Source organism: uncultured Algibacter sp. (assembly GCF_947495675.1).
Taxonomy (GTDB): Bacteria; Bacteroidota; Bacteroidia; order Flavobacteriales; family Flavobacteriaceae; genus Algibacter_B.
Genome location: NZ_CANLZX010000023.1, coordinates 25357 through 44505 on the forward strand (window position 1 = coordinate 25357; position 19149 = coordinate 44505).

The following is a 19149-nucleotide window of genomic DNA, read 5'->3' on the forward strand; positions in this document are numbered from 1 at the left end:
GGGTTAATTAAAAATAATTTCGTGATTTGATATCTCAATATTTTCTAAATCTAATTTAGACATTAAAGTCTTTATTGTTATATAATCTTGAAAGCTAAGACTGTCATTAAATTCTAGATACAAAAGGGTTTCTTTTAATTCGAAAAGTTCCATAATAGTCTTTGCTAATGTTGTTTTTTTTGTTTGTACAACATTATTATCAGATGTTATAATTCTTATATCGTTTTGGTTAAGGAATACAATATTAGCGTGGTTGGTTTTTAAGTCGTGATTATAACCTTTTTCGTCTGTAAAATAGGCTATATCTGTAAACTCAATAAAGCCTAAATTATTTATATTGATATCATTACAAGTAAAATAGTTTTTAACACCTTCTTTTTTATGACTAGAATTAGCCTTTTTATCTTGCAAGTATTTAATGTGAGGGATAGCTTGTTTTAGTGTTAAACGTTTATCTACATTAATTAGCCAATTTGTAGTGCTAATAAGGTTTTTTCTGTTTAGTTCTACGCTATCTGCTTTTGATTCATCATAAAATAAATACGCATGAGAGACATCTTTTATATCTGTAATTTTGGCATGTTCAATTTGAGGTAATTCAAGCACTTTTTCATTTCCGCAAGAAAATATAATAAGTATAGTAATCAGTAAAATAAATTTTTTCATTTTTAACCTTTTAAAGACCTAACTAGTGTTATACATTCCAAAGCTTCCTTAACATCATGAACTCTTAAAATTGAAGCACCTTTTTGTAAAGCTATTGTATTTAAAACCGATGTGCCGTTTAAAGCTTCTTTCGCTGAGGTTTTTAAAGTTTTATAAATCATAGATTTTCTTGAAACCCCAACAAGTATAGGGTTTTCAATCATATTAAACAATTCTAGTTTATTTAATAATTCAAAATTTTGTTCTAAATTTTTAGCGAATCCAAAACCAGGGTCAATAATTAAATCATTAATACCTAATGCTTTAGCAGCGGCAATTCTTTCAGTAAAATAAAATATAACCTCTTTAACCAAATTGTCATAATGGGTTTGTTGTTGCATGGTTTGAGGTGTACCTCGCATATGCATCATAATATATGGCACCTTTAATTTAGCAATAGTTTGCAACATATTGTCGTCTAATAATCCAGCAGAAATATCATTAATCATACATGCGCCTGCTTCAATAGTTTGTTTTGCTACGTTACTTCTAAACGTATCAATTGAAAGTAAGATGTCTGGGAATTCTTTTAATACTAATGCAACTATGGGTAGTATACGTTTTAATTCATCAGCTTCACTAACATGATCTGCATTTGGACGAGAACTGTAGGCTCCAACATCAATAAAAGTTGCGCCTTGGTTAAGCATTTGTTCAACATGTTTTAAAACTTCTACTTCATTTTTATGTGAGCCGCCATCATAAAAGGAATCGGGTGTTATGTTTAAAATCCCCATTACTTTTGGCGATGATAAATCAATAAGTTTGCCTTTACAATTAATAGTCATTTATACAGTTTTGTAAGGTGTTGGTACATAGTTTAAAACTTTAAACCATAAACCTTGAAGGTTTTAAATATTTATGCGAAATTTACGCAAAATACAATTTATAAATGCAAGATACTTCAAAACAATACGATGCCGTAATAGATACCTGTAAAAGTTTATTTATAAAGAAAATGAGTGATTACGGAAGTGCATGGAGAATCCTTAGGTTACCATCATTAACAGATCAAATTTTTATAAAAGCGCAACGAATTAGAGGTTTACAGCAAAATGAAGTTCAGAAGGTAGATGAAGGGCAGGAAAGTGAATTTATAGGCATTATTAATTATTGTGTTATGGCACTTATTCAATTAGATAAAGGTGTTGTAGAACAGCCAGACATGTCTACTAATGAAGCTACAAAATTATACGAAGAAAAAGTAGCTGTTACTAAACAGCTCATGGAAGACAAAAATCATGATTATGGTGAGGCTTGGCGCGATATGAGAGTGAGTAGCTTAACAGATTTGATATTACAAAAATTACTTCGTGTAAAACAAATTGAAGACAATAAGGGCAAAACTTTAGTAAGCGAAGGTATTGATGCTAATTATCAAGACATGATTAATTATGCAGTTTTTGCAATGATTCACTTAAACGAAAAATAATTTAAAAATGTAATATCACCTTGAGCATAGTCTAAAGGTCTTTTTAAAAAAACAAATATGAAAGTATTAGTAAATCTATCACGAATCCTTGTTGGTGTATTATTCATCTTCTCAGGGTTCATAAAGCTAAACGATCCATTAGGGTTTTCGTATAAATTACAGGAGTATTTTAGTCCAGATGTTTTAAATATGCCGTTTTTTGAACCTTATGCATTAATAATTTCGGTTTTTGTGGTGGTGTTCGAAGTTGTTTTGGGTGTATTTTTACTTATTGGTTACAAACCTAAATTTACAGTTTGGAGCTTGCTAGGAATGATGGTGTTTTTTACGTTTTTAACCTTTTATGCAGCCTATTTTGAAAAAGTAAAAGACTGTGGATGTTTTGGAGATTTTATAAAATTAAAACCTTGGGAAACATTCTGGAAAGATGTAGCACTATTAGTTTTAATCTTAATTCTTTTTGTAGGTGTAAAACATATAAAACCTGTATTTGGAAAACTTCCAACAACAGTTATGGCATTACTAGGGTTTATAGTAAGTTTATGGTTTGGATATCATGTATTAATGCATTTGCCAACCATTGATTTTAGAGCCTATGCAATAGGTAAAAATATTCAAGAAGGGATGTTAGTTCCAGAAGATGCACCTAAGCCAATACAAGAATATAGTTGGAAATTTAATATAAATGGTGAAGAAAAAATTATTAAAACGAATGGCTCTTATCCATCAGTTGAAGGTGATTTTATTAGTGTTGAGACCAAAGTTATACAAGAAGGTTATACACCACCAGTAGTCGATTTTTCAATTGAAAGTGATGATGAAGACCTAACAACACATTTTCTTGAGCAAGATAATTTAATAGTAGTAGTATCTTATAATTTAGAAAGTATTGAGCAAGGCGGTGCTTTAAAATTAAAAGCATTACAAGATCAAGCTAGAAAAAATAACTATCAAATTATTGGTTTAACTGCTTCAGGAGACGAGGCTAAACAACGTATTAACGAAGCCTACAATATAGATTTTAATTGGTATCTATGTGATGAAAAAGCACTTAAAACGGTGGTGCGTTCTAACCCTGGAATTTTAGAGTTAGATAAAGCAACGGTAAAACAAAAAGTACATTGGAATGATATTGAGGATTTACAGTTACCGAAAGTCGAAAGTAAGTTGAATGGCTTATCGACTATAGAAAATGTTGCTGTTATTATTGATGGTCAATTATCATCTAAGAAAGAAGTAGAGGCTTTAAAAGATTACGATATTAAGAATGTATATTTTTATAAAGATAAAGAGCCAGTAAAAGAATTTAACAAAAAAAACAATACCAGTTATTATAATATTATTACAGTTGAATTAAAGAATTCGAAAAATAATATTGCTTATTTTTTGAATGGTGAAAGGTCTCTTAAAGAAACAGTTGATGCTATTGATACTGATAAAATTGAAAGTGTAAATGTAATTAAAGACTCTATTCAACTTAAAGAATTAAACAAGCAAGACCATGCTTTTTACACAGGAATAGTAGAAGTAAAATTAAAGAACGAATAATTAAACCAATAACAACTGATAAACTACTTACTAAATAAAATCTTTTACGCCTTACTCACATTATTTGGAGTAGTCACAGTTATTTTCTTTTTATTTAGTGTGCTTCCCGGAGACCCTGCTCAAATGATGATGGGGCAAAACGACGATAGTGAACAATTAGCTATAGTCAAGAAAAAATATGGATTTGATAAACCCATAAGTACACAGTATTTCTATTATTTAAATGATTTGTCTCCCGTTTCATTTCATTCAAACAATCCAGAAGATTATACATTTCTTAGCCAAGGAAAGTATAGTGCTTCAAAATTATTTTCAATAAGAAATACAACAACTGTTTTAAAAAAACCATATTTAAGGGAGTCTTTTGCAAAACAAGGCAAACGCGTTAGTCAAGTATTATCTGAAACCTTGCCAAATACATTTGTTTTGGCAGTATCAGCCATTATAATTGCTATCATTCTAGGAGTTTTATTAGGTATAGTTTCTGCACTTTATAAAGATAAATGGCTAGATAAAACAATACAAATATTTAGCACCTTTGGCATGAGTATACCATCCTTTTTTAGTGCTATTTTATTTGCATGGTTTTTTGGTTATTTATTACACGATGTCACTAATTTAGAAATGACAGGTAGTTTATACGAGTTAGACGATTTTGGAGAAGCCATGCACATTAAATGGAAAAACTTAATATTACCAGCAGTAGTGTTGGGTATCCGTCCGTTGGCTGTTGTTATTCAGCTTATGCGAAATTCTTTGTTAGAAGTCTTTAATCAAGATTATATCAGAACAGCCAGAGCAAAAGGATTAAGCGAATTTCAAATAATAAAAAAACACGCTGTTAAAAATGCATTAAATCCGGTGGTAACAGCAATTTCAGGTTGGTTTGCATCTATGTTGGCTGGTGCAGTATTTGTAGAATATATTTTTGGTTGGAACGGATTAGGAAAAGAAATAGTAAATGCACTAAATACTCTAGACTTGCCAATTATTATGGGTTCGGTGTTAATTATAGCCGTAATGTTTATAATTATCAATATTTTTGTGGACTTAATCTATGTTTGGCTAGATCCTAAAGTGAAATTACAATAGTTTTTCATTTAATAGTATGCTTCCAAACTGAAACAAACTATATGAAAAAAATAATTTACACTCTAGCCTTATTTATAACCGTAATTAGTTGCGATTCTCAAGCACCAAAACAATTTTCAGAACAAGCATTAAACGATACTTTATTAAATTTAGAAGGCGATAACATAGCATTCAAAAATATTATAAGCAAGCATCAAGGTAAAACTATCGTCATCGATATTTGGGCCTCATGGTGTGGAGACTGTATAAAAGGCATGCCAAAAGTTAAAGTTTTACAAGAACAATTTCCAGATGTGGCATATGTGTTTTTATCTCTAGATAGAGGGCAAGAAGCATGGAAACGTGGTATAGAAAAATATAATGTAATTGGCGATCATTATTACTTGCCAAATGCAAAAGATTGTGACTTTGCTAATTTTGTAAATATTAGCTGGATTCCAAGATATATGGTAATAAATAAAGCTGGCGAAATCGTTGTATTTAATGTTATTGAAGCTAATGATGAAAAGTTAATAGAAGCAATAAAAAATTAGTTATTTTTGTTTTTAAAGAGATAGTAATTAGCTAAAATTAAAAAGATACTTTAATATAAAACAAAGATTTTCAAAACATTATGAGAAAACAAATCGTAGCCGGAAACTGGAAAATGAATAATGATTTAGCACAAACAGAAGCGCTAATATCAGCTTTAAAAAATCAAACTAAAACGACCGATGCAGAAGTCATGATTGCACCAACAGCAACTAATCTATGGCAAGCTTACAATGCATTAAAAGGTACTCAAATAGAAGTAATTGCACAAAATATGCACTTTGCAGAAAATGGAGCATATACAGGCGAAATTAGTGCTAGTATGTTAAAAAGCATTGGCGTTAATACTGTAATATTAGGTCATAGTGAGCGTCGTGAATATTTTAATGAAACAGACGAGTTACTTGCTAAAAAAGTAGATGCAGCCTTAGCAAAAGGGATGCGTGTAATTTTTTGTTTTGGAGAAGAGTTAGCAGATAGAAAAGCAGGAAAAGAAGAAGCTGTAGTTGGTAGTCAAATTAAAAATGCCTTATTTCATTTAAATGCAGCAGCATTTCAAAACATAGTATTAGCTTACGAGCCTGTTTGGGCTATTGGTACTGGCGAAACAGCAAGTCCAGAGCAAGCGCAAGATATGCATGCATTTATTAGAGCTACACTAGCAGATAAGTACGGAAATGATATAGCAGACGAGGTGTCAATACTTTACGGTGGTAGCGTAAAACCAGCAAATGCCGAAGAGATTTTCTCTAAACCAGATGTAGATGGTGGTTTAATTGGTGGAGCTGCACTTAACGCAGACGACTTTTTTGCCATTGTAAATGCATTTTAATAAATACATTTATTATTTCCTTGAAAAAGTAAATTAATATAAATTTGGGCGTTACCCCGTAAAAATCGGGGTCGCGCTTTACATTACAAGTCCTCACTATCCCGATAAAAATCGGTATAGCTGTGGGCTTTTCATTTCAATCACTAACGCGGGCCTATCCGCAACAACAAAATCTTAAGCCATGTCTAATATTATCTATATTGGTTATTACTTTAAAGTGCAACCTTTACAACCAGCAGTAGAAATTCTTATTGCCGAATTGGGTTATGCAGGTTTTGAAAGCTTTGTAGAAAACGAAGACGGTGTTACAGCATACATTCAAAAAGAAGAATGGAACGAGGCCATTCTTGAAGATATACAAATTCTAAATTCTAATGAGTTCGAAATAACGTATACTTTTGAAGAAATAGAACAAACCAACTGGAACGAAGAATGGGAAAAGAATTTTAGCCCCATTGTTGTTGATGATGTATGTGCAGTTCGGGCGCCATTTCATGAAAAATTTAATACCGAATACGATATTATAATCGAACCAAAAATGAGTTTTGGTACAGGCCACCATGAAACCACACATATGATGATACAGCATATTTTAAAAAACGATTTTGAAGGAAAATCAGTTTTAGATATGGGTTGTGGTACAGGTGTTTTAGCTATTTTAGCAGAAATGAAAGGTGCAAATCCAATTGATGCTATTGATTATGATAATTGGTGTTATTTAAATAGTCTAGAAAATGTTGAGCGTAATAATTGTAAAAACATAACAGTAATTGAAGGAGATGCGTCAGTTTTAAAAAATAAATACGACATAATTATAGCCAATATAAACCGCAATATTTTAATGCAAGATATGGCAACTTATGTGTCATGTTTAAATGAAAAAGGAGTATTATTTTTAAGCGGATTTTATAATGATGATATCCCAATGATTCAAAAAGAATGCGAAAAACATTTGTTAAAATTTGAAGAAAAATTGGAAAGAAACAATTGGGTATCGTTAAAATTTTTAAATTAGTAGTATCATTAATCCCCAAAGATTAGTAAAATTATGAGCGAAAAAGAAAAAACATCAGAAGAATTATTGGTTGAAGAAGCCGTATTAACTCAAAATGAGATAGTATTGTTTAATGATGATGTAAACACTTTTGATCACGTTATAGAAACACTAATTTATGCTTGCGAGCATACAGCAGAACAGGCTGAACAATGTGCATTACTTGTGCATTATAAAGGTAAATGCACAGTTAAAACAGGTCTGTACGACGATTTAAAACCGCGTTGTTCTATGCTTTTAGAAGCTGGATTAAGTGCTGAAATAATTTAATTATTCATTCTTCCAATAGCGCAACTAACAAAAGATTTAGCCTTAGTCGTTAAAGCGTTTTTGTCTCCTACAACAGGGTATCCTATATTATTAAGTAGTTCTTTTACTTTATTAACAGTACTTTCATTTTCGTAATTAAATGAAACCGTGTTGTTCTCGTTATTAATTTCTAATGCAGTAACATCCTCAATGTTAGAAACTTTTTTAGATATAGTGTTTGCACAACCGCCACACTTTAAATTTTGTATTTCAAGTATTGTTTTCATTTTTTTATATTACAAGTATTTATTTTAAAAATTCTATATAAAGGACAAAAATTAATTAAGCTAGTTATAAGAAAAATAATAGCTATCGCCATAAGTACATATGCTAATGTTCCAGAAATAATATTAAAATAGTAAAGTAACGCTATAACAAGAGCAACCACTATTCTTATGCCTTTGTCTAAACTTCCCATATTTTTTTTCATATCTATTAGTTTGATTAGTTATAGTTGTTATAATGTAGATGGGCAAACATAATTAGTAGTAGGTAAATCGCTGTTTTTTATAGCATTAAAGCCACCTGCAACATCAATTAAGTTTTCAAAACCACGAGCTTTCAATATAGAGGCTGCAATTACAGAACGGTAACCTCCTGCACAATGTATATAGTAAGTTTTGTCTTTGTTAATGGCATTCATATTTTCATTTATAAAATCTAAAGCAAAATGTTGCACTTGGTCTCCCTCAAGATGCTCAGATTTATATTCGCCATCTTTTCTAACATCTAATATATGTATAGAATTATTTTTATAAGCTTTAGAAAATTCATCAACAGGAATAGATTCAATGGTTTCAATATCTTTTCCAGCTTTTTTCCAAGCATCAATACCACCTTCTAAGTATCCTAAAGTATTATCATAACCAACGCGAGAAAGCCTAGTTACTGTTTCTTGTTCTTTACCCTCTGGTGTTACTAATATAATAGGTTGTTTTAAATCGGTAATTAATGCTCCTACCCAAGGAGCAAAGGCTCCATTTAATCCTATAAAAATTGAGTTAGGTATGTGTGCTTTAACAAATTCTTTTTCAGTTCTAACATCAAGAACAAGAGCATCCTCATTATTAGCAACCGATTCAAATAGATTGGGGTTTAATGGTGTGTCTCCTTGTTTTAAAATAGTTTCAAAATTATCGTAACCAGATTTATTCATCATGGCATTTTTTGCAAAATATTGTGGAGGAGGCGCTATACCAGCTAATACTTCTTTTACAAATTCGGCTTTTGTCATATCTGCTCTTAAAGCATAATTTGTTTTTTTCTGTTCACCTAATACACCTACAGTCTCTTTGCTTAAATTTTTTCCACAGGCAGAACCTGCACCATGTGCAGGATAAACAATAACATCGTCTGGAAGTGTCATTATTTTATCTCTTAACGAGTCATATAACATCGCAGCTAAATCTTCTTTTGTTAAATCAGATTTAATAGCTAAATCTGGTCTTCCAACATCTCCTAGAAATAAAGTGTCTCCAGAGAAGATAGCATGCTCTTTTCCGTTTTCATCAATTAAAAGGTAAGTAGAAGACTCTAAAGTGTGTCCAGGAGTATGTAAAACTTTTATTATAATGTTCCCTAGTTTAAATTCTTCATTATCTTTTGCAGAATGAATATCGTAATTAGTTTCTGCTCCTGGTCCAAAAATAATTTTAGCTCCAGTTTTTTTTGCTAAATCAACATGACCTGAAACAAAATCTGCATGAAAATGAGTTTCAAAAATATATTTGATTGTACTATTTTCTTTAGTTGCTTTATCAACATATTGTTGAGTTTCTCTTAAAGGGTCAATGATAGCTACCTCATTATTTGATTCTATGTAGTAAGCTCCTTGAGCTAAACAACCTGTATATATTTGTTCTATTTTCATTTCAATACTGTTTTAATACTTCTGCATATTAGAAAATCTCATATAAGCTAAACAAAATTACAAAACCTTGCCATATTGCTATGTGACTAATATCACTTTTGTAATTATTTTAACTCTTTAATAATGATGTAAACGGCCATTACTAATACAAAAAAACCAAAACTTTTTTTTAGTTTTTCACCACTTATAAATTTTGAAAGAAACACACCAATTACAATGCCTAAAATCGAAATAATGGTAAATGTTAATAGAAAAGCCCAGTCTATATTTAAAGTTTGAACATCTCCCATAAAACCAATTAATGAATTTATAGTTACAATAATTAAAGATGTTCCAACTGCTTTTTTCATAGGAATATTAGCCCATAATACCAAAGCAGGTACGTATAGAAAGCCACCACCAGCGCCAATAATTCCTGTAATTGTACCAATTGTTAAGCCTTGAATAAAAGTTTTATAATAGGGTTGAGGTTTAGATGATACTTGTTTTACTTTTCCTTTTTTAATCATGGAAATTGAAGCTAAAAGCATAATAATTGCAAAAAATATCATAATACCCATCCCTTTTGAAATTTGAAAGCCTCCAATTGATAATAAGGTTTCTGGAATACCAGGAACTAAGTAACGTCTTGATAAATAGACAGCAACAAAAGATGGGAATGAAAAGGCTAAACCTGTTTTAAAATCTACTAAACCTTTTTTATGTTTTTGATATGTGCCAACCATAGAAGAAGTACCTACAACAAAAAGCGAATATGCTGTTGCTACTACAGGATTATAACCCAAAAGATAAACTAAAAGAGGTACGGTTAGTATTGAACCACCACCACCTATTAGTCCTAATACTAAACCTACTATTAGTGCGCCTATGTATCCTAATATTTGGGTAGTATCCATCTAATGAGGAAGTTTGTTTTTTAAGAGCCCATAGATAAAAGTTCCTAAAATGGCTGCAGCTATTATTATAACCATACTCCAAACACCTGTGCCTAAAAGAATATACATAGGGCCGGGGCATGCTCCAATTAATGCCCATCCTAATCCAAAAATGATTCCGCCAACAATATATCTAATAAGACCATTTTCTTTTTTTGGAACAAAAATATCAACACCTTTTACACTTTTTAAGTGGCTCTTTTTTGAAATTTGTAAAAATAAAATTCCAGACGCTATAGCAGTTCCAATAATGCCATACATATGAAAGGATTGAAACCTAAACATTTCGTAAATACGATACCATGAAACGGCTTCAGATTTTACTAGAACGATACCAAAAAATATACCAACTAACAGAAATTTTATTGCTTTCATGTGCTTAAAAAATTAAAGGTAAAATAAAATTTGCCATAACTAAACCACCAACAAAAAAGCCTATAACAGCTATTAATGAGGGTTTTTGTAAACTACTTAAACCAGCAATGGCATGACCTGATGTGCAACCACCTGCATATCGTGTACCGAACCCAACCAATAAGCCACCAACAATTAAAATAATTAATGCTTTAGGTGATGATAATACATTTAAGCTAAATATTTCATTAGGTACTAGTGTTGCGCCTGGATTTAGAAACCCCATATTTTGAAGTTCCTTAATTGTTGTTGGATTTAAATCTGTTGCATTATTATTTGATAGAAAATGAACGGCTATAAAACCACCAATTATAGCTCCCAAAACAACAATTAAATTCCAGATTTGATCTTTCCAATTAAATTTAAAAAAATCTGAAAATTTACCTGCCCCGGCTATTGTACACATGGTGCGAAGGTTTGATGACATACCAAATGTTTTGCCAAAGTAGAGTAGGAGAGCCATAACAAAAGTAATTAATGGGCCTGAAACATACCAAGGCCAAGGGTTTAAAATATAGTCCATATATGTTGTTTAATACTAATTTAAAATTGAAGTTTATTTTTTAAGAGTAACTTATTAAACTTTTAATGAGATATGTTAAAATCGATACTATAAGCTAATTATAGAGACTTAGTTAGGATTTGAAACAAGTTTTATACATTAAGTATTTAGTTGAAAACCAGATCTTAATAGTAATTTATAAAACAACTATTTTATTTCTGCCTAATTCAATTTTGTTTTCATTTTCTAGCTTTTTTAAGAGTCTAGATATTACAACTCGCGATGTGTTTAAGTCTTCGGCAATTTCTTGATGTTTGATTGATATGGTTTTAGACTCATCTACCATAGACATGTTTTTTAGATATTTATAAAGGCGTTCATCCATTTTCATAAATGCTAAACTATCAATAGCTTCAAGCATTTCATCAAAACGTATTTGATAACTTTGTAAAATAAAATTCCTCCAACTTTCATTGTTATGAAACCACGTTTGCATGTTTTTAACAGGGATCATAACTAGAGTGGAGTCTTTTTCGGCAACAGCTCTAATTTTACTTTTTGAGGTGCCCAAACAACAGGTAAGTGACATAGTACATGTGTCTCCTGCTTCTAGAAAATAAATGAGTAACTCGTTACCATCACTATCTTCTCTTATAATTTTAATATCACCAGTTAACAATAGCGGAATGAAATTTAATGTCTGATTGATATCAATTATAATATCATCTTTTTTAAAATTTTTAAAAATTCCCTTTGTAGAAATTTCAGTAATTAAATCTTCATCTAAAGTATGCGCAAATTTTTGCTGTAATAAGTCATTATCCATACCCAAAAATAACAATTTAATATTTAATTAAATGTTTGTTAAGTATAAATGATACTTAATTTTATTGCAATATAAATTAACAAGAAGAACAACTTTTACCTTCTTTCTTAACTCCTAGCTTTACTAAAATAGTTTCTAGTAAACACCACTTTGTAAAAGCAGACTGTATTAGGTTTACACCTATAAATACTGTAAACCACATCCAATTAGGGTTTACATAAACGGTTAATACAACGCTTAAAAGCACCATAAAACCAACAATAACTCTAAAATATGTATTTAACATTTTATTTGAATTTAAATTTATATAAATTTTTCAATAGGAACCACAATCGCTTTTAAAGGATTATTGGTTTCTAAATTTTTATTGAATTCTTTTATTAAGTTGAATAAGGCATCAATGTTTTCTTCACTAGCAAACGAAAAGAATAAGCGCGATTCATTACCAAGTTTTTCACCAGGAAACCAACTTGAAGCCATTAATAATGATGAGCTGTTTTTATAACCATCAATATCCGAGCTACTTAAATTTTCGATATTAGCGTTTTTGAATAATTTTAAAACTTCTTTTTGAAATTCTTCTACTGCTGTAACTATGACTAATTTCATGAATTAACTTTTTAATTTGTCGTTTTTAACTTAATTAAGAATTTTATTTATAATTCTTTTTTTCTATCATATAATAAACTAATGGTACCACTAATAGGGTAAGCACAGTTGATACAATTGTACCACCCATTAAAGAGATAGCTAAACCTTGAAATATTGGATCAAAAAGTATTACGAATGCACCAATAACAACGGTTCCTGCTGTTAGTAAAATGGGTGTTGTTCTTACTGCTCCGGCTTCAATAGCTGCTTGTTTAAGCGGCACACCTTCGGCAGTTCTTAAGTTTATAAAGTCAATAAGTAAAACGGAGTTTCTAACCATAATTCCAGCTAGAGCAATCATACCAATAAATGATGTTGCCGTAAAAAAAGCGCCCATAATCCAATGCCCTAGAATAATTCCTATTAACGATAAAGGGATTGCAACCATCATTACGATTGGTGCTTTAAAGTTTTGAAACCACCCAACAATTAAAATATATATTAAAATGATTGCTCCTAAAAAGGCGATACCTAAATCTCTAAAAACCTCTAAAGTAATTTGCCATTCTCCATCCCATTTAACCGTATAATCATCTTCAAAATCTGGTTGGCCTAAATACATTTCGTTAATTTGATAGCCTGTTGGTAAAGGAATTTCTTTTAGTTTCTCTTCCATACCTAAAATTGCATATGCAGGGCTTTCTAATTCTCCAGCCATATCTGCCATTACATAAACTACACGTTTTTGGTTTTTACGATAAATGCTTTTTGCAGCCGTTGTTTCTGTAATGTTTACTAAGTCTGCAATTGGCACCATATTGCCATGTTTCGATTTAACTTTTAATTGAGAAATATCAGAAATTGTAGATTTTTCCTTTTCATCTAAAGCTAATACTAAACCAATTTGATTAACGGCATCTTCATTATATAAATTAGTAATTGCTCTGTTAGACAATGCCATATTCATTGTGTAGGCAATTTGCTTTGGTGCTACTCCATATAACATGGACTTTTCTTTGTTAATTTCAAATTTATATTCCGTTTGGTCTGCTTCTACCATCCAATCAATATCAACAACATCATCTGTGTTTTTAAGGATATTTTGAATGTTATTAGCAATCTCTATTTGCTTATCATAATCTGGCCCATAAACTTCGGCTACAATTGTAGATAATACAGGTGGTCCTGGTGGTACTTCAACTAACTTTACATTAGCATTGTACTTAGCGGCAATTTTTTGAATATCTGGTCGTAATAATTTAGCAATATCATGACTTTGTGCAGAGCGTTCTTCTTTGTCCAATAAATTTACTTGAATATCTGCCATATTACTTCCACCACGTAAATCGTAATGACGTACCAAACCGTTAAATGTTATTGGTGCAGATGTACCTATGTAGTTTTGGTAATTAACCACTTCTGGTCTAGTTGATAAATACTGAGCTATTTCTTGGGCTACAACGCCTGTTCTCTCAAGTGTTGTGCCTTCAGGCATGTCTATTACAACCTGAAACTCGTTTTTATTATCAAAAGGCAACATTTTTACAGCAACCGATTTTGTGAAAAACAGGACCATGGTTCCCATTAGTAACAAAAATGTTCCACCTAAAAACAACCAACGTTTCCCTTTGCTTTCTAATAAAGGGCGCTCAAACTTATTGTAAACTCTATAAATAAGGGTGTCTTCAACTGCTTTTTCTGGTGTTTCTTCTGCTCCTTTTTTATCTTTTTCTTTTAAGAAAATATAGCCTAAATATGGTGTAATTGTTAAGGCTACAAATAACGAAAGAATCATGGCAATAGATGCTCCAATAGGCATTGGTGCCATATATGGGCCCATTAATCCAGATACAAAAGCCATTGGTAACACCGAAGCAATAACTGTAAAAGTGGCTAAAATGGTTGGGTTTCCAACTTCATTTATGGCATATAATGCAGCTTGTTTAAAAGGCAATCGTTTCATTTTAAAATGCCTATGCATGTTTTCGGCAATAATTATGGAGTCGTCTACTACAATTCCTGTTACAAACACTAAAGCAAAAAGTGTTATTCTGTTTAATGTATAATCTAGCATGTAATAACTTAAAAGCGTTAATGCAAACGTAATTGGAACCGATAAAAACACTACCAATCCACCACGCCAGCCCATAGCCAGCATAACAACAATAGTTACGGCAATTATAGAGCCTATAAGGTGTAGTAGTAATTCTGATACTTTATGAGACGCCGTTTCGCCGTAGTTTCTAGTAATCTCCACATGTACATCATCAGGAATTAAAGTGGTTCGTAAATGGTCTACTTTTTCAATAATTACTTCTGAAATTTTCATAGCATCGGCACCTTTTCGTTTAGCAACAGATATCGTTACTGCTGGATATTCCGATTTGTAATCTGTAGCCTTTTCGCTTCCTTTACCAAAACCTAAGCTCACATAGTTTTGAGGAACCTCTGGGCCATCAATAATAGTAGCAACTTGTTTTAAATATATGGGTTGATTTTGTTGCACACCAACCACTAAGTTTTCAACATCTGTTAACGATGTTAAAAAGCTCCCTGTATTTACCAAAAATTCGGTATCATTCTTATCAAAGCTTCCAGAATTCAATTGGCTGTTATTTGCTTTAATCATTTCAGAAACCATTAAGAAATCCAATCCGCTGGCAGCCAATTTGTCTTTATCTAAAACGACACGCAATTGGCGATTTCTACCACCAATTTTGTGTGTCATAGCTACATCATTTATTTTTTTAATTTCACTCTCTAACTCTTGTGCCATTTGACTTAATTGGTAATCGTCGTAGTTTTTACTCCACAACGTTAAGCCTAGCATGGGTACATCATCAATAGCACGTGTTTTTACTAACGGAAACGTAACACCAGCAGGCATTTGGTCCATGTGTTTGTTAATTTCGTTGTATAATTTTACGAAACTACGTTCAATGTCTTCGCCAACATAAAACTGAACAATCACCATGCCTTGCTCTTTCATAGATGTAGAATACACATACTCCACACCTTTAATATTTGAAATGAGTTGCTCTAAAGGTTTAATAACTCGCGACTCTACCTCGGTTGGGCTAGCACCAGGATAACCCACAAAAATATCTGCCATAGGCACATCAATTTGTGGCTCTTCTTCACGCGGAATTAAAAACGAACTGTATACACCAACTACCATAAATACAATCATTAACAAAACTGTTAGCTTAGATTGCATAAAGATTTTGGCAATTTTACCTGCGATTCCTTCTTTCATTATTTTTTAATTTTTGGGCGTTTTAACAGGCTATTCATTACAATCTTTTTTTGCCATATATGGCAGCAAAAAAAGGATTTCCATTACTATCCTTAACGCGACTTTTTAGTTATTGAATTGAAATTTTAGCACCATTAAATAATTTTCCTTCAGCTGAAACTATGTAGGCCTCATCTGCATTTAGCCCAGACAATACTTCAACTTGATTTTCAAAAACTTTGCCTAAACGTATCCAACGTAATAGTGCTGTATTACTTTGGCTTACGGTATATATTCCAGATAATTGCCCATTAGTTACAATAGCATCAGTAGGAATTAAAATCATGGATGTTGTTGCTTTTCTTTCTATTGGAAATTGAACTGTAGCAAACATGCCAGATAAAATGTTGGTGTCTGTTTTATTTAAATTTATTTTAGCTAAATATTGTCCACCAGTATTTTTTGCAGATGTACTTACTTCTGTAACTTTCCCTTTAAGGGTTTTATTGATTGATTTTACCAATACATTAACTGTAGTTCCTTTTTTAATAGTAGAAATTTCAGTTTCGGGTACCATAGCTATTACCTCAAAATGTCCTGGTGTTTCTATACTTATTAAAGGCATTCCTGGATTTGCCATATCACCAATTTTTACATTTTTACTGGTAATAGTACCGTTAAAAGGAGCAGTAATATTACTGTAAGTAAATTGAGCATTAATTTCGTTTTTCATTTGTTTAGCAGCTTCCAAACGTGCTTTAGCCATTTCAAAGTTGGCAGTCATATCGTCCATTTCTTTTTGTGATGCACTATTATCTGCAAATAAATTTTTAAAACGATTGTAATCTTTTTTTGCACTATTAAAAGCAGCTGTAGCCTCTGTGATTCCAGCATTTATTTGTGCTTTTTTTGCTTGTAAATCTGTATTGTTAATAGAAACTAATAATTGTCCTTTACGTACTTTGTCTCCAACATTTACATGTACGTTATTAACATATCCCATCATTCTGGTACTTAAGTCGGCACTATTAGTAGCTTGTATTTTTCCGCTAACAGATAAAAATGGATTATTACCATTAGCTTCAACTTGGTTTACTTTTACAGTAATTGCTGGTACATTATCTTCAATTGACTTTTTGCTATCACCACCACAACTAGCCAATAATAAAGCAACTGTTACAGTTAGTATTGTATATATATTTTTCATCTTAAAAATTATTCTTTAGTTAAAAATTGTAAATATGCTTGTGTATAATTGTATTCAAAAATGGTTTGATAATATTCTAATTCCTTTTGTGCATATTGAGTTTCGGCAATAAGTAAATCGGAAGTTTTTTCAAGTCCTTCTTTAAATCTATTTGTTCGTATTCTTAAAGATTCTTCAGATTGTTGCAAAGCCAAAGAGGTAAGTTTTAATTTGTTTTCAGCATCTAAAAATGCACGTTTAGCTTTGTTTAATTCTAAGCGACTTTGCGATACATATTGTTTGTATTCAAGTTTAGATTTTTCGAATTCTGCTTTACTTTTTTGTGCCTTTCCAAAACGTTTTGAGCCTTGAAAAAGATCCCAACTTAATTGAGCTCCAAATAAATAGCCATTGGCATCAGTTTTAAAAATTTGATCGTCGTATAACTCATAGCTGCCAAAGGCATTCAGTCTTGGTAAAAACGCCATTTTATCTGCTTTATTCATAGCTTCATAAGCGTTTGATGCTAATTGCATTGCTTTAATATCCGAACGGTTTTCAGATACCTTTTTATCTTCCAAAGAGATTGTTGTTACTGTTAATTCATCGGTTGGTGTGTAAACCACAAAACTGTCATCATTCATTAAAAAAGATAAATAATTTGAAGCGTTTTGCACGTTACTTTTTGCCATTTGTAATTGGTTTTGTACTTCTGTAACGCGTACTTCTACATTCAACAAATCGGCACGTTGTAAATAGCCTTGTTTAAAACTATTGTCGGCTAATTTTTTGTTAGCAATGGCAGCTTCCAAAGCCTTGTCTAATACATAAACAGCTTTATAGGATAGTTGTAATTGCATATAGGCTTTATCAACTTCAAACACTAAATAGTCTTGAGTTCGCTCCGTTTTTAAAGACATGGCTTCCATTTTAGATTTTGCTGCTTTTCTTTGAAACATACCATCTAGATTTATTAATGGTTGCTGGATTTCAAGTTTTGTTGCAAAGTTTTCAATTTGGGAAGGATCGTTTAACAAAACTGGATTAAAATCGTTTTGCGTTAAAATTTCTTGATTTAATTTAGAGCCAAAAGCCATAAGCGGATTTGTAGTTGCCATAGCAGTATGGCTTGCTGTTATATTTGGTAAAAACACAGCATTAGTTTGTCTGAAATCTGCTCTAGCTTGTTTAAATTCCTGTTCTGAAATCTTTAGGCTTTGATTGTTTTCAGAAACTCTACTCAAAACTTCAGATTTTGAAATTGGTTTGAGTTCTTGGGCCTGAAGTATTGATACAAAGCTTAGTAAAAAACTAAATATTAGGATACGTTTATTTTTTTTCATTATTTGTTTATTTCTGTTGCGAAATTACTTGTATTGTTGGTGTAAGTTTGTAACTAATGTTACTCGCCGTCCGTTACCTTTTTTAATAGTTTCAACTTCTGGTTGTACAAAAAATGGAATTAAAATCATTAGAAGACAAAGGATTATAAAAATCAATGCCACTATTTTTTTTGTAATAGGCTCTTTAATTATTTTTTTATAAACATTTACTATAACCTTCCAATGAAAAACAATGTGCGCTATTAATAAACCTATAAGAACAAACCCTAAAATAAGATGAATCATGCCCCATTGGTGTCTATCTAAACCTAATAAATAGAGCTCTACTTTATGTCCGTAAACATCCCAACGTTCTTGCCCAGATATTAACGTGTATTTTATTAAAAATCCAGTTCCTATAATAACAGACATACATAATGTCATTATAGTGTTTAAAGTAAAATTTAAGATGGGTTTTCGAATTCCTTTTATAGATCTAATCATTGTGACTTATAATTTACAACCAAATGTATTAGAGAAGCCTAATTGTTACAATGATATCCATCAGACAGATTAATATAAAAGTTAAGTGTTTTGTATAAAAAAAGCACTCTAGTAATTGAGTGCTTTTATTTGATATTAATTTTAAAAATAAAATTTAATCCCTTAGATTAATAATGAAACCAAGTAACTTGAATTTTTTAGAAGATAAAAATACTAGAATTTTCTATTTTTATGATGTGACAAACGTTACATTAAAAAAGG

22 protein-coding genes are annotated in these 19149 nt (G+C 31.2%); 7 read left to right on the forward strand and 15 right to left on the reverse strand.

Translation table 11 applies throughout. The features are described from left to right. Window positions 1-3: 3 nt before the first annotated feature. Window positions 4-666 carry a hypothetical protein gene (locus tag Q0842_RS14395; protein ID WP_298499623.1) on the reverse strand — a complete coding sequence of 221 codons (663 nt, stop codon included), beginning with the start codon at window positions 664-666 and terminating at the stop codon, window positions 4-6. A gap of 2 nt (window positions 667-668) precedes the next feature. Beyond that, window positions 669-1493: a dihydropteroate synthase gene (folP, locus tag Q0842_RS14400; RefSeq protein ID WP_298499626.1), complete on the reverse strand. Its 825-nt coding sequence runs from the start codon at window positions 1491-1493 to the stop codon at window positions 669-671. Between the two features lie 104 nt (window positions 1494-1597). On the opposite strand from folP, the gene Q0842_RS14405 reads away from it, so the two are divergent. From Q0842_RS14405 to Q0842_RS14435, 7 genes are all read left to right on the forward strand, one after another. Continuing rightward, window positions 1598-2137 carry a DUF1599 domain-containing protein gene (locus Q0842_RS14405; protein ID WP_298499629.1) on the forward strand — a complete coding sequence of 180 codons (540 nt, stop codon included), beginning with the start codon at window positions 1598-1600 and terminating at the stop codon, window positions 2135-2137. Window positions 2138-2194: 57 nt separating this feature from the next. Further along, the gene (locus Q0842_RS14410) at window positions 2195-3685 is read left to right on the forward strand and encodes a BT_3928 family protein (protein ID WP_298499632.1); all 1491 of its coding nucleotides are present in this window, start codon (window positions 2195-2197) and stop codon (window positions 3683-3685) included. 15 nt (window positions 3686-3700) lie between these two features. Further along, window positions 3701-4777, forward strand: coding sequence for an ABC transporter permease (locus tag Q0842_RS14415; RefSeq protein ID WP_298499723.1), 1077 nt, complete (start codon window positions 3701-3703; stop codon window positions 4775-4777). Between the two features lie 41 nt (window positions 4778-4818). After that, window positions 4819-5310: a TlpA disulfide reductase family protein gene (locus tag Q0842_RS14420; protein WP_298499635.1), complete on the forward strand. Its 492-nt coding sequence runs from the start codon at window positions 4819-4821 to the stop codon at window positions 5308-5310. Between the two features lie 80 nt (window positions 5311-5390). After that, entirely contained in the window at window positions 5391-6140 is a 750-nt protein-coding gene (tpiA, locus tag Q0842_RS14425) for a triose-phosphate isomerase (RefSeq protein WP_298499638.1), read from the forward strand. A 181-nt stretch (window positions 6141-6321) separates the two neighbouring features. Next, window positions 6322-7155, forward strand: coding sequence for a 50S ribosomal protein L11 methyltransferase (gene prmA / locus Q0842_RS14430; RefSeq protein ID WP_298499641.1), 834 nt, complete (start codon window positions 6322-6324; stop codon window positions 7153-7155). Window positions 7156-7188: 33 nt separating this feature from the next. After that, the gene (locus Q0842_RS14435; RefSeq protein WP_298499644.1) at window positions 7189-7464 is read left to right on the forward strand and encodes an ATP-dependent Clp protease adaptor ClpS; all 276 of its coding nucleotides are present in this window, start codon (window positions 7189-7191) and stop codon (window positions 7462-7464) included. Here Q0842_RS14435 and Q0842_RS14440 read toward each other — a convergent pair. From Q0842_RS14440 to Q0842_RS14500, 13 genes are all read right to left on the reverse strand, one after another. Next, a complete protein-coding gene (locus tag Q0842_RS14440; protein ID WP_298499647.1) occupies window positions 7461-7730 on the reverse strand; it encodes a heavy-metal-associated domain-containing protein in 270 nt (89 codons plus the stop codon). The genes Q0842_RS14435 and Q0842_RS14440 overlap by 4 nt on opposite strands. Continuing rightward, entirely contained in the window at window positions 7727-7933 is a 207-nt protein-coding gene (locus Q0842_RS14445) for a DUF2892 domain-containing protein (RefSeq protein ID WP_298499650.1), read from the reverse strand. Before Q0842_RS14445 ends, Q0842_RS14440 begins: the two co-directional genes overlap by 4 nt. Window positions 7934-7960: 27 nt before the next feature. Then, complete coding sequence (locus tag Q0842_RS14450; RefSeq protein WP_298499653.1) at window positions 7961-9373, reverse strand: MBL fold metallo-hydrolase; 1413 nt, start codon at window positions 9371-9373, stop codon at window positions 7961-7963. 104 nt (window positions 9374-9477) lie between these two features. Next, on the reverse strand, window positions 9478-10269 hold the full coding sequence (locus tag Q0842_RS14455; protein ID WP_298499655.1) for a sulfite exporter TauE/SafE family protein: 792 nt from the start codon (window positions 10267-10269) through the stop codon (window positions 9478-9480). Further along, entirely contained in the window at window positions 10270-10683 is a 414-nt protein-coding gene (locus Q0842_RS14460) for a DUF6691 family protein (protein ID WP_298499658.1), read from the reverse strand. Between the two features lie 4 nt (window positions 10684-10687). After that, window positions 10688-11245: a YeeE/YedE thiosulfate transporter family protein gene (locus Q0842_RS14465; protein ID WP_298499661.1), complete on the reverse strand. Its 558-nt coding sequence runs from the start codon at window positions 11243-11245 to the stop codon at window positions 10688-10690. A gap of 175 nt (window positions 11246-11420) precedes the next feature. Continuing rightward, window positions 11421-12050 carry a Crp/Fnr family transcriptional regulator gene (locus Q0842_RS14470; protein WP_298499664.1) on the reverse strand — a complete coding sequence of 210 codons (630 nt, stop codon included), beginning with the start codon at window positions 12048-12050 and terminating at the stop codon, window positions 11421-11423. A gap of 76 nt (window positions 12051-12126) precedes the next feature. Continuing rightward, window positions 12127-12336: a DUF2892 domain-containing protein gene (locus Q0842_RS14475; protein WP_298499668.1), complete on the reverse strand. Its 210-nt coding sequence runs from the start codon at window positions 12334-12336 to the stop codon at window positions 12127-12129. Window positions 12337-12353: 17 nt separating this feature from the next. Next, the gene (locus Q0842_RS14480) at window positions 12354-12659 is read right to left on the reverse strand and encodes a hypothetical protein (RefSeq protein ID WP_298499671.1); all 306 of its coding nucleotides are present in this window, start codon (window positions 12657-12659) and stop codon (window positions 12354-12356) included. A 43-nt stretch (window positions 12660-12702) separates the two neighbouring features. Next, the gene (locus tag Q0842_RS14485) at window positions 12703-15897 is read right to left on the reverse strand and encodes an efflux RND transporter permease subunit (RefSeq protein ID WP_298499673.1); all 3195 of its coding nucleotides are present in this window, start codon (window positions 15895-15897) and stop codon (window positions 12703-12705) included. 109 nt (window positions 15898-16006) lie between these two features. Next, window positions 16007-17083, reverse strand: coding sequence for an efflux RND transporter periplasmic adaptor subunit (locus Q0842_RS14490; RefSeq protein ID WP_298499678.1), 1077 nt, complete (start codon window positions 17081-17083; stop codon window positions 16007-16009). Between the two features lie 8 nt (window positions 17084-17091). Beyond that, complete coding sequence (locus tag Q0842_RS14495; protein ID WP_298499681.1) at window positions 17092-18405, reverse strand: TolC family protein; 1314 nt, start codon at window positions 18403-18405, stop codon at window positions 17092-17094. Window positions 18406-18429: 24 nt separating this feature from the next. Beyond that, on the reverse strand, window positions 18430-18888 hold the full coding sequence (locus tag Q0842_RS14500) for a DUF4405 domain-containing protein (protein WP_298499683.1): 459 nt from the start codon (window positions 18886-18888) through the stop codon (window positions 18430-18432). Window positions 18889-19149: the final 261 nt, after the last annotated feature.

Excerpts from the sequence above, each read along its gene's own strand:
- Q0842_RS14465 (WP_298499661.1), bottom strand. The coding sequence starts at position 11,245 with ATGGACTATATTTTAAACCCTTGGCCTTGGTATGTTTCAGGCCCATTA.
- Q0842_RS14435 (WP_298499644.1), top strand. The coding sequence starts at position 7,189 with ATGAGCGAAAAAGAAAAAACATCAGAAGAATTATTGGTTGAAGAAGCC.
- Q0842_RS14455 (WP_298499655.1), bottom strand. The coding sequence starts at position 10,269 with ATGGATACTACCCAAATATTAGGATACATAGGCGCACTAATAGTAGGT.
- Q0842_RS14460 (WP_298499658.1), bottom strand. The coding sequence starts at position 10,683 with ATGAAAGCAATAAAATTTCTGTTAGTTGGTATATTTTTTGGTATCGTT.
- Q0842_RS14500 (WP_298499683.1), bottom strand. The coding sequence starts at position 18,888 with ATGATTAGATCTATAAAAGGAATTCGAAAACCCATCTTAAATTTTACT.
- Q0842_RS14495 (WP_298499681.1), bottom strand. The coding sequence starts at position 18,405 with ATGAAAAAAAATAAACGTATCCTAATATTTAGTTTTTTACTAAGCTTT.
- prmA (WP_298499641.1), top strand. The coding sequence starts at position 6,322 with ATGTCTAATATTATCTATATTGGTTATTACTTTAAAGTGCAACCTTTA.
- folP (WP_298499626.1), bottom strand. The coding sequence starts at position 1,493 with ATGACTATTAATTGTAAAGGCAAACTTATTGATTTATCATCGCCAAAA.
- Q0842_RS14405 (WP_298499629.1), top strand. The coding sequence starts at position 1,598 with ATGCAAGATACTTCAAAACAATACGATGCCGTAATAGATACCTGTAAA.
- Q0842_RS14420 (WP_298499635.1), top strand. The coding sequence starts at position 4,819 with ATGAAAAAAATAATTTACACTCTAGCCTTATTTATAACCGTAATTAGT.
- Q0842_RS14410 (WP_298499632.1), top strand. The coding sequence starts at position 2,195 with ATGAAAGTATTAGTAAATCTATCACGAATCCTTGTTGGTGTATTATTC.
- Q0842_RS14450 (WP_298499653.1), bottom strand. The coding sequence starts at position 9,373 with ATGAAAATAGAACAAATATATACAGGTTGTTTAGCTCAAGGAGCTTAC.
- Q0842_RS14485 (WP_298499673.1), bottom strand. The coding sequence starts at position 15,897 with ATGAAAGAAGGAATCGCAGGTAAAATTGCCAAAATCTTTATGCAATCT.
- tpiA (WP_298499638.1), top strand. The coding sequence starts at position 5,391 with ATGAGAAAACAAATCGTAGCCGGAAACTGGAAAATGAATAATGATTTA.
- Q0842_RS14445 (WP_298499650.1), bottom strand. The coding sequence starts at position 7,933 with ATGAAAAAAAATATGGGAAGTTTAGACAAAGGCATAAGAATAGTGGTT.
- Q0842_RS14440 (WP_298499647.1), bottom strand. The coding sequence starts at position 7,730 with ATGAAAACAATACTTGAAATACAAAATTTAAAGTGTGGCGGTTGTGCA.
- Q0842_RS14480 (WP_298499671.1), bottom strand. The coding sequence starts at position 12,659 with ATGAAATTAGTCATAGTTACAGCAGTAGAAGAATTTCAAAAAGAAGTT.
- Q0842_RS14475 (WP_298499668.1), bottom strand. The coding sequence starts at position 12,336 with ATGTTAAATACATATTTTAGAGTTATTGTTGGTTTTATGGTGCTTTTA.
- Q0842_RS14490 (WP_298499678.1), bottom strand. The coding sequence starts at position 17,083 with ATGAAAAATATATATACAATACTAACTGTAACAGTTGCTTTATTATTG.
- Q0842_RS14470 (WP_298499664.1), bottom strand. The coding sequence starts at position 12,050 with ATGGATAATGACTTATTACAGCAAAAATTTGCGCATACTTTAGATGAA.
- Q0842_RS14395 (WP_298499623.1), bottom strand. The coding sequence starts at position 666 with ATGAAAAAATTTATTTTACTGATTACTATACTTATTATATTTTCTTGC.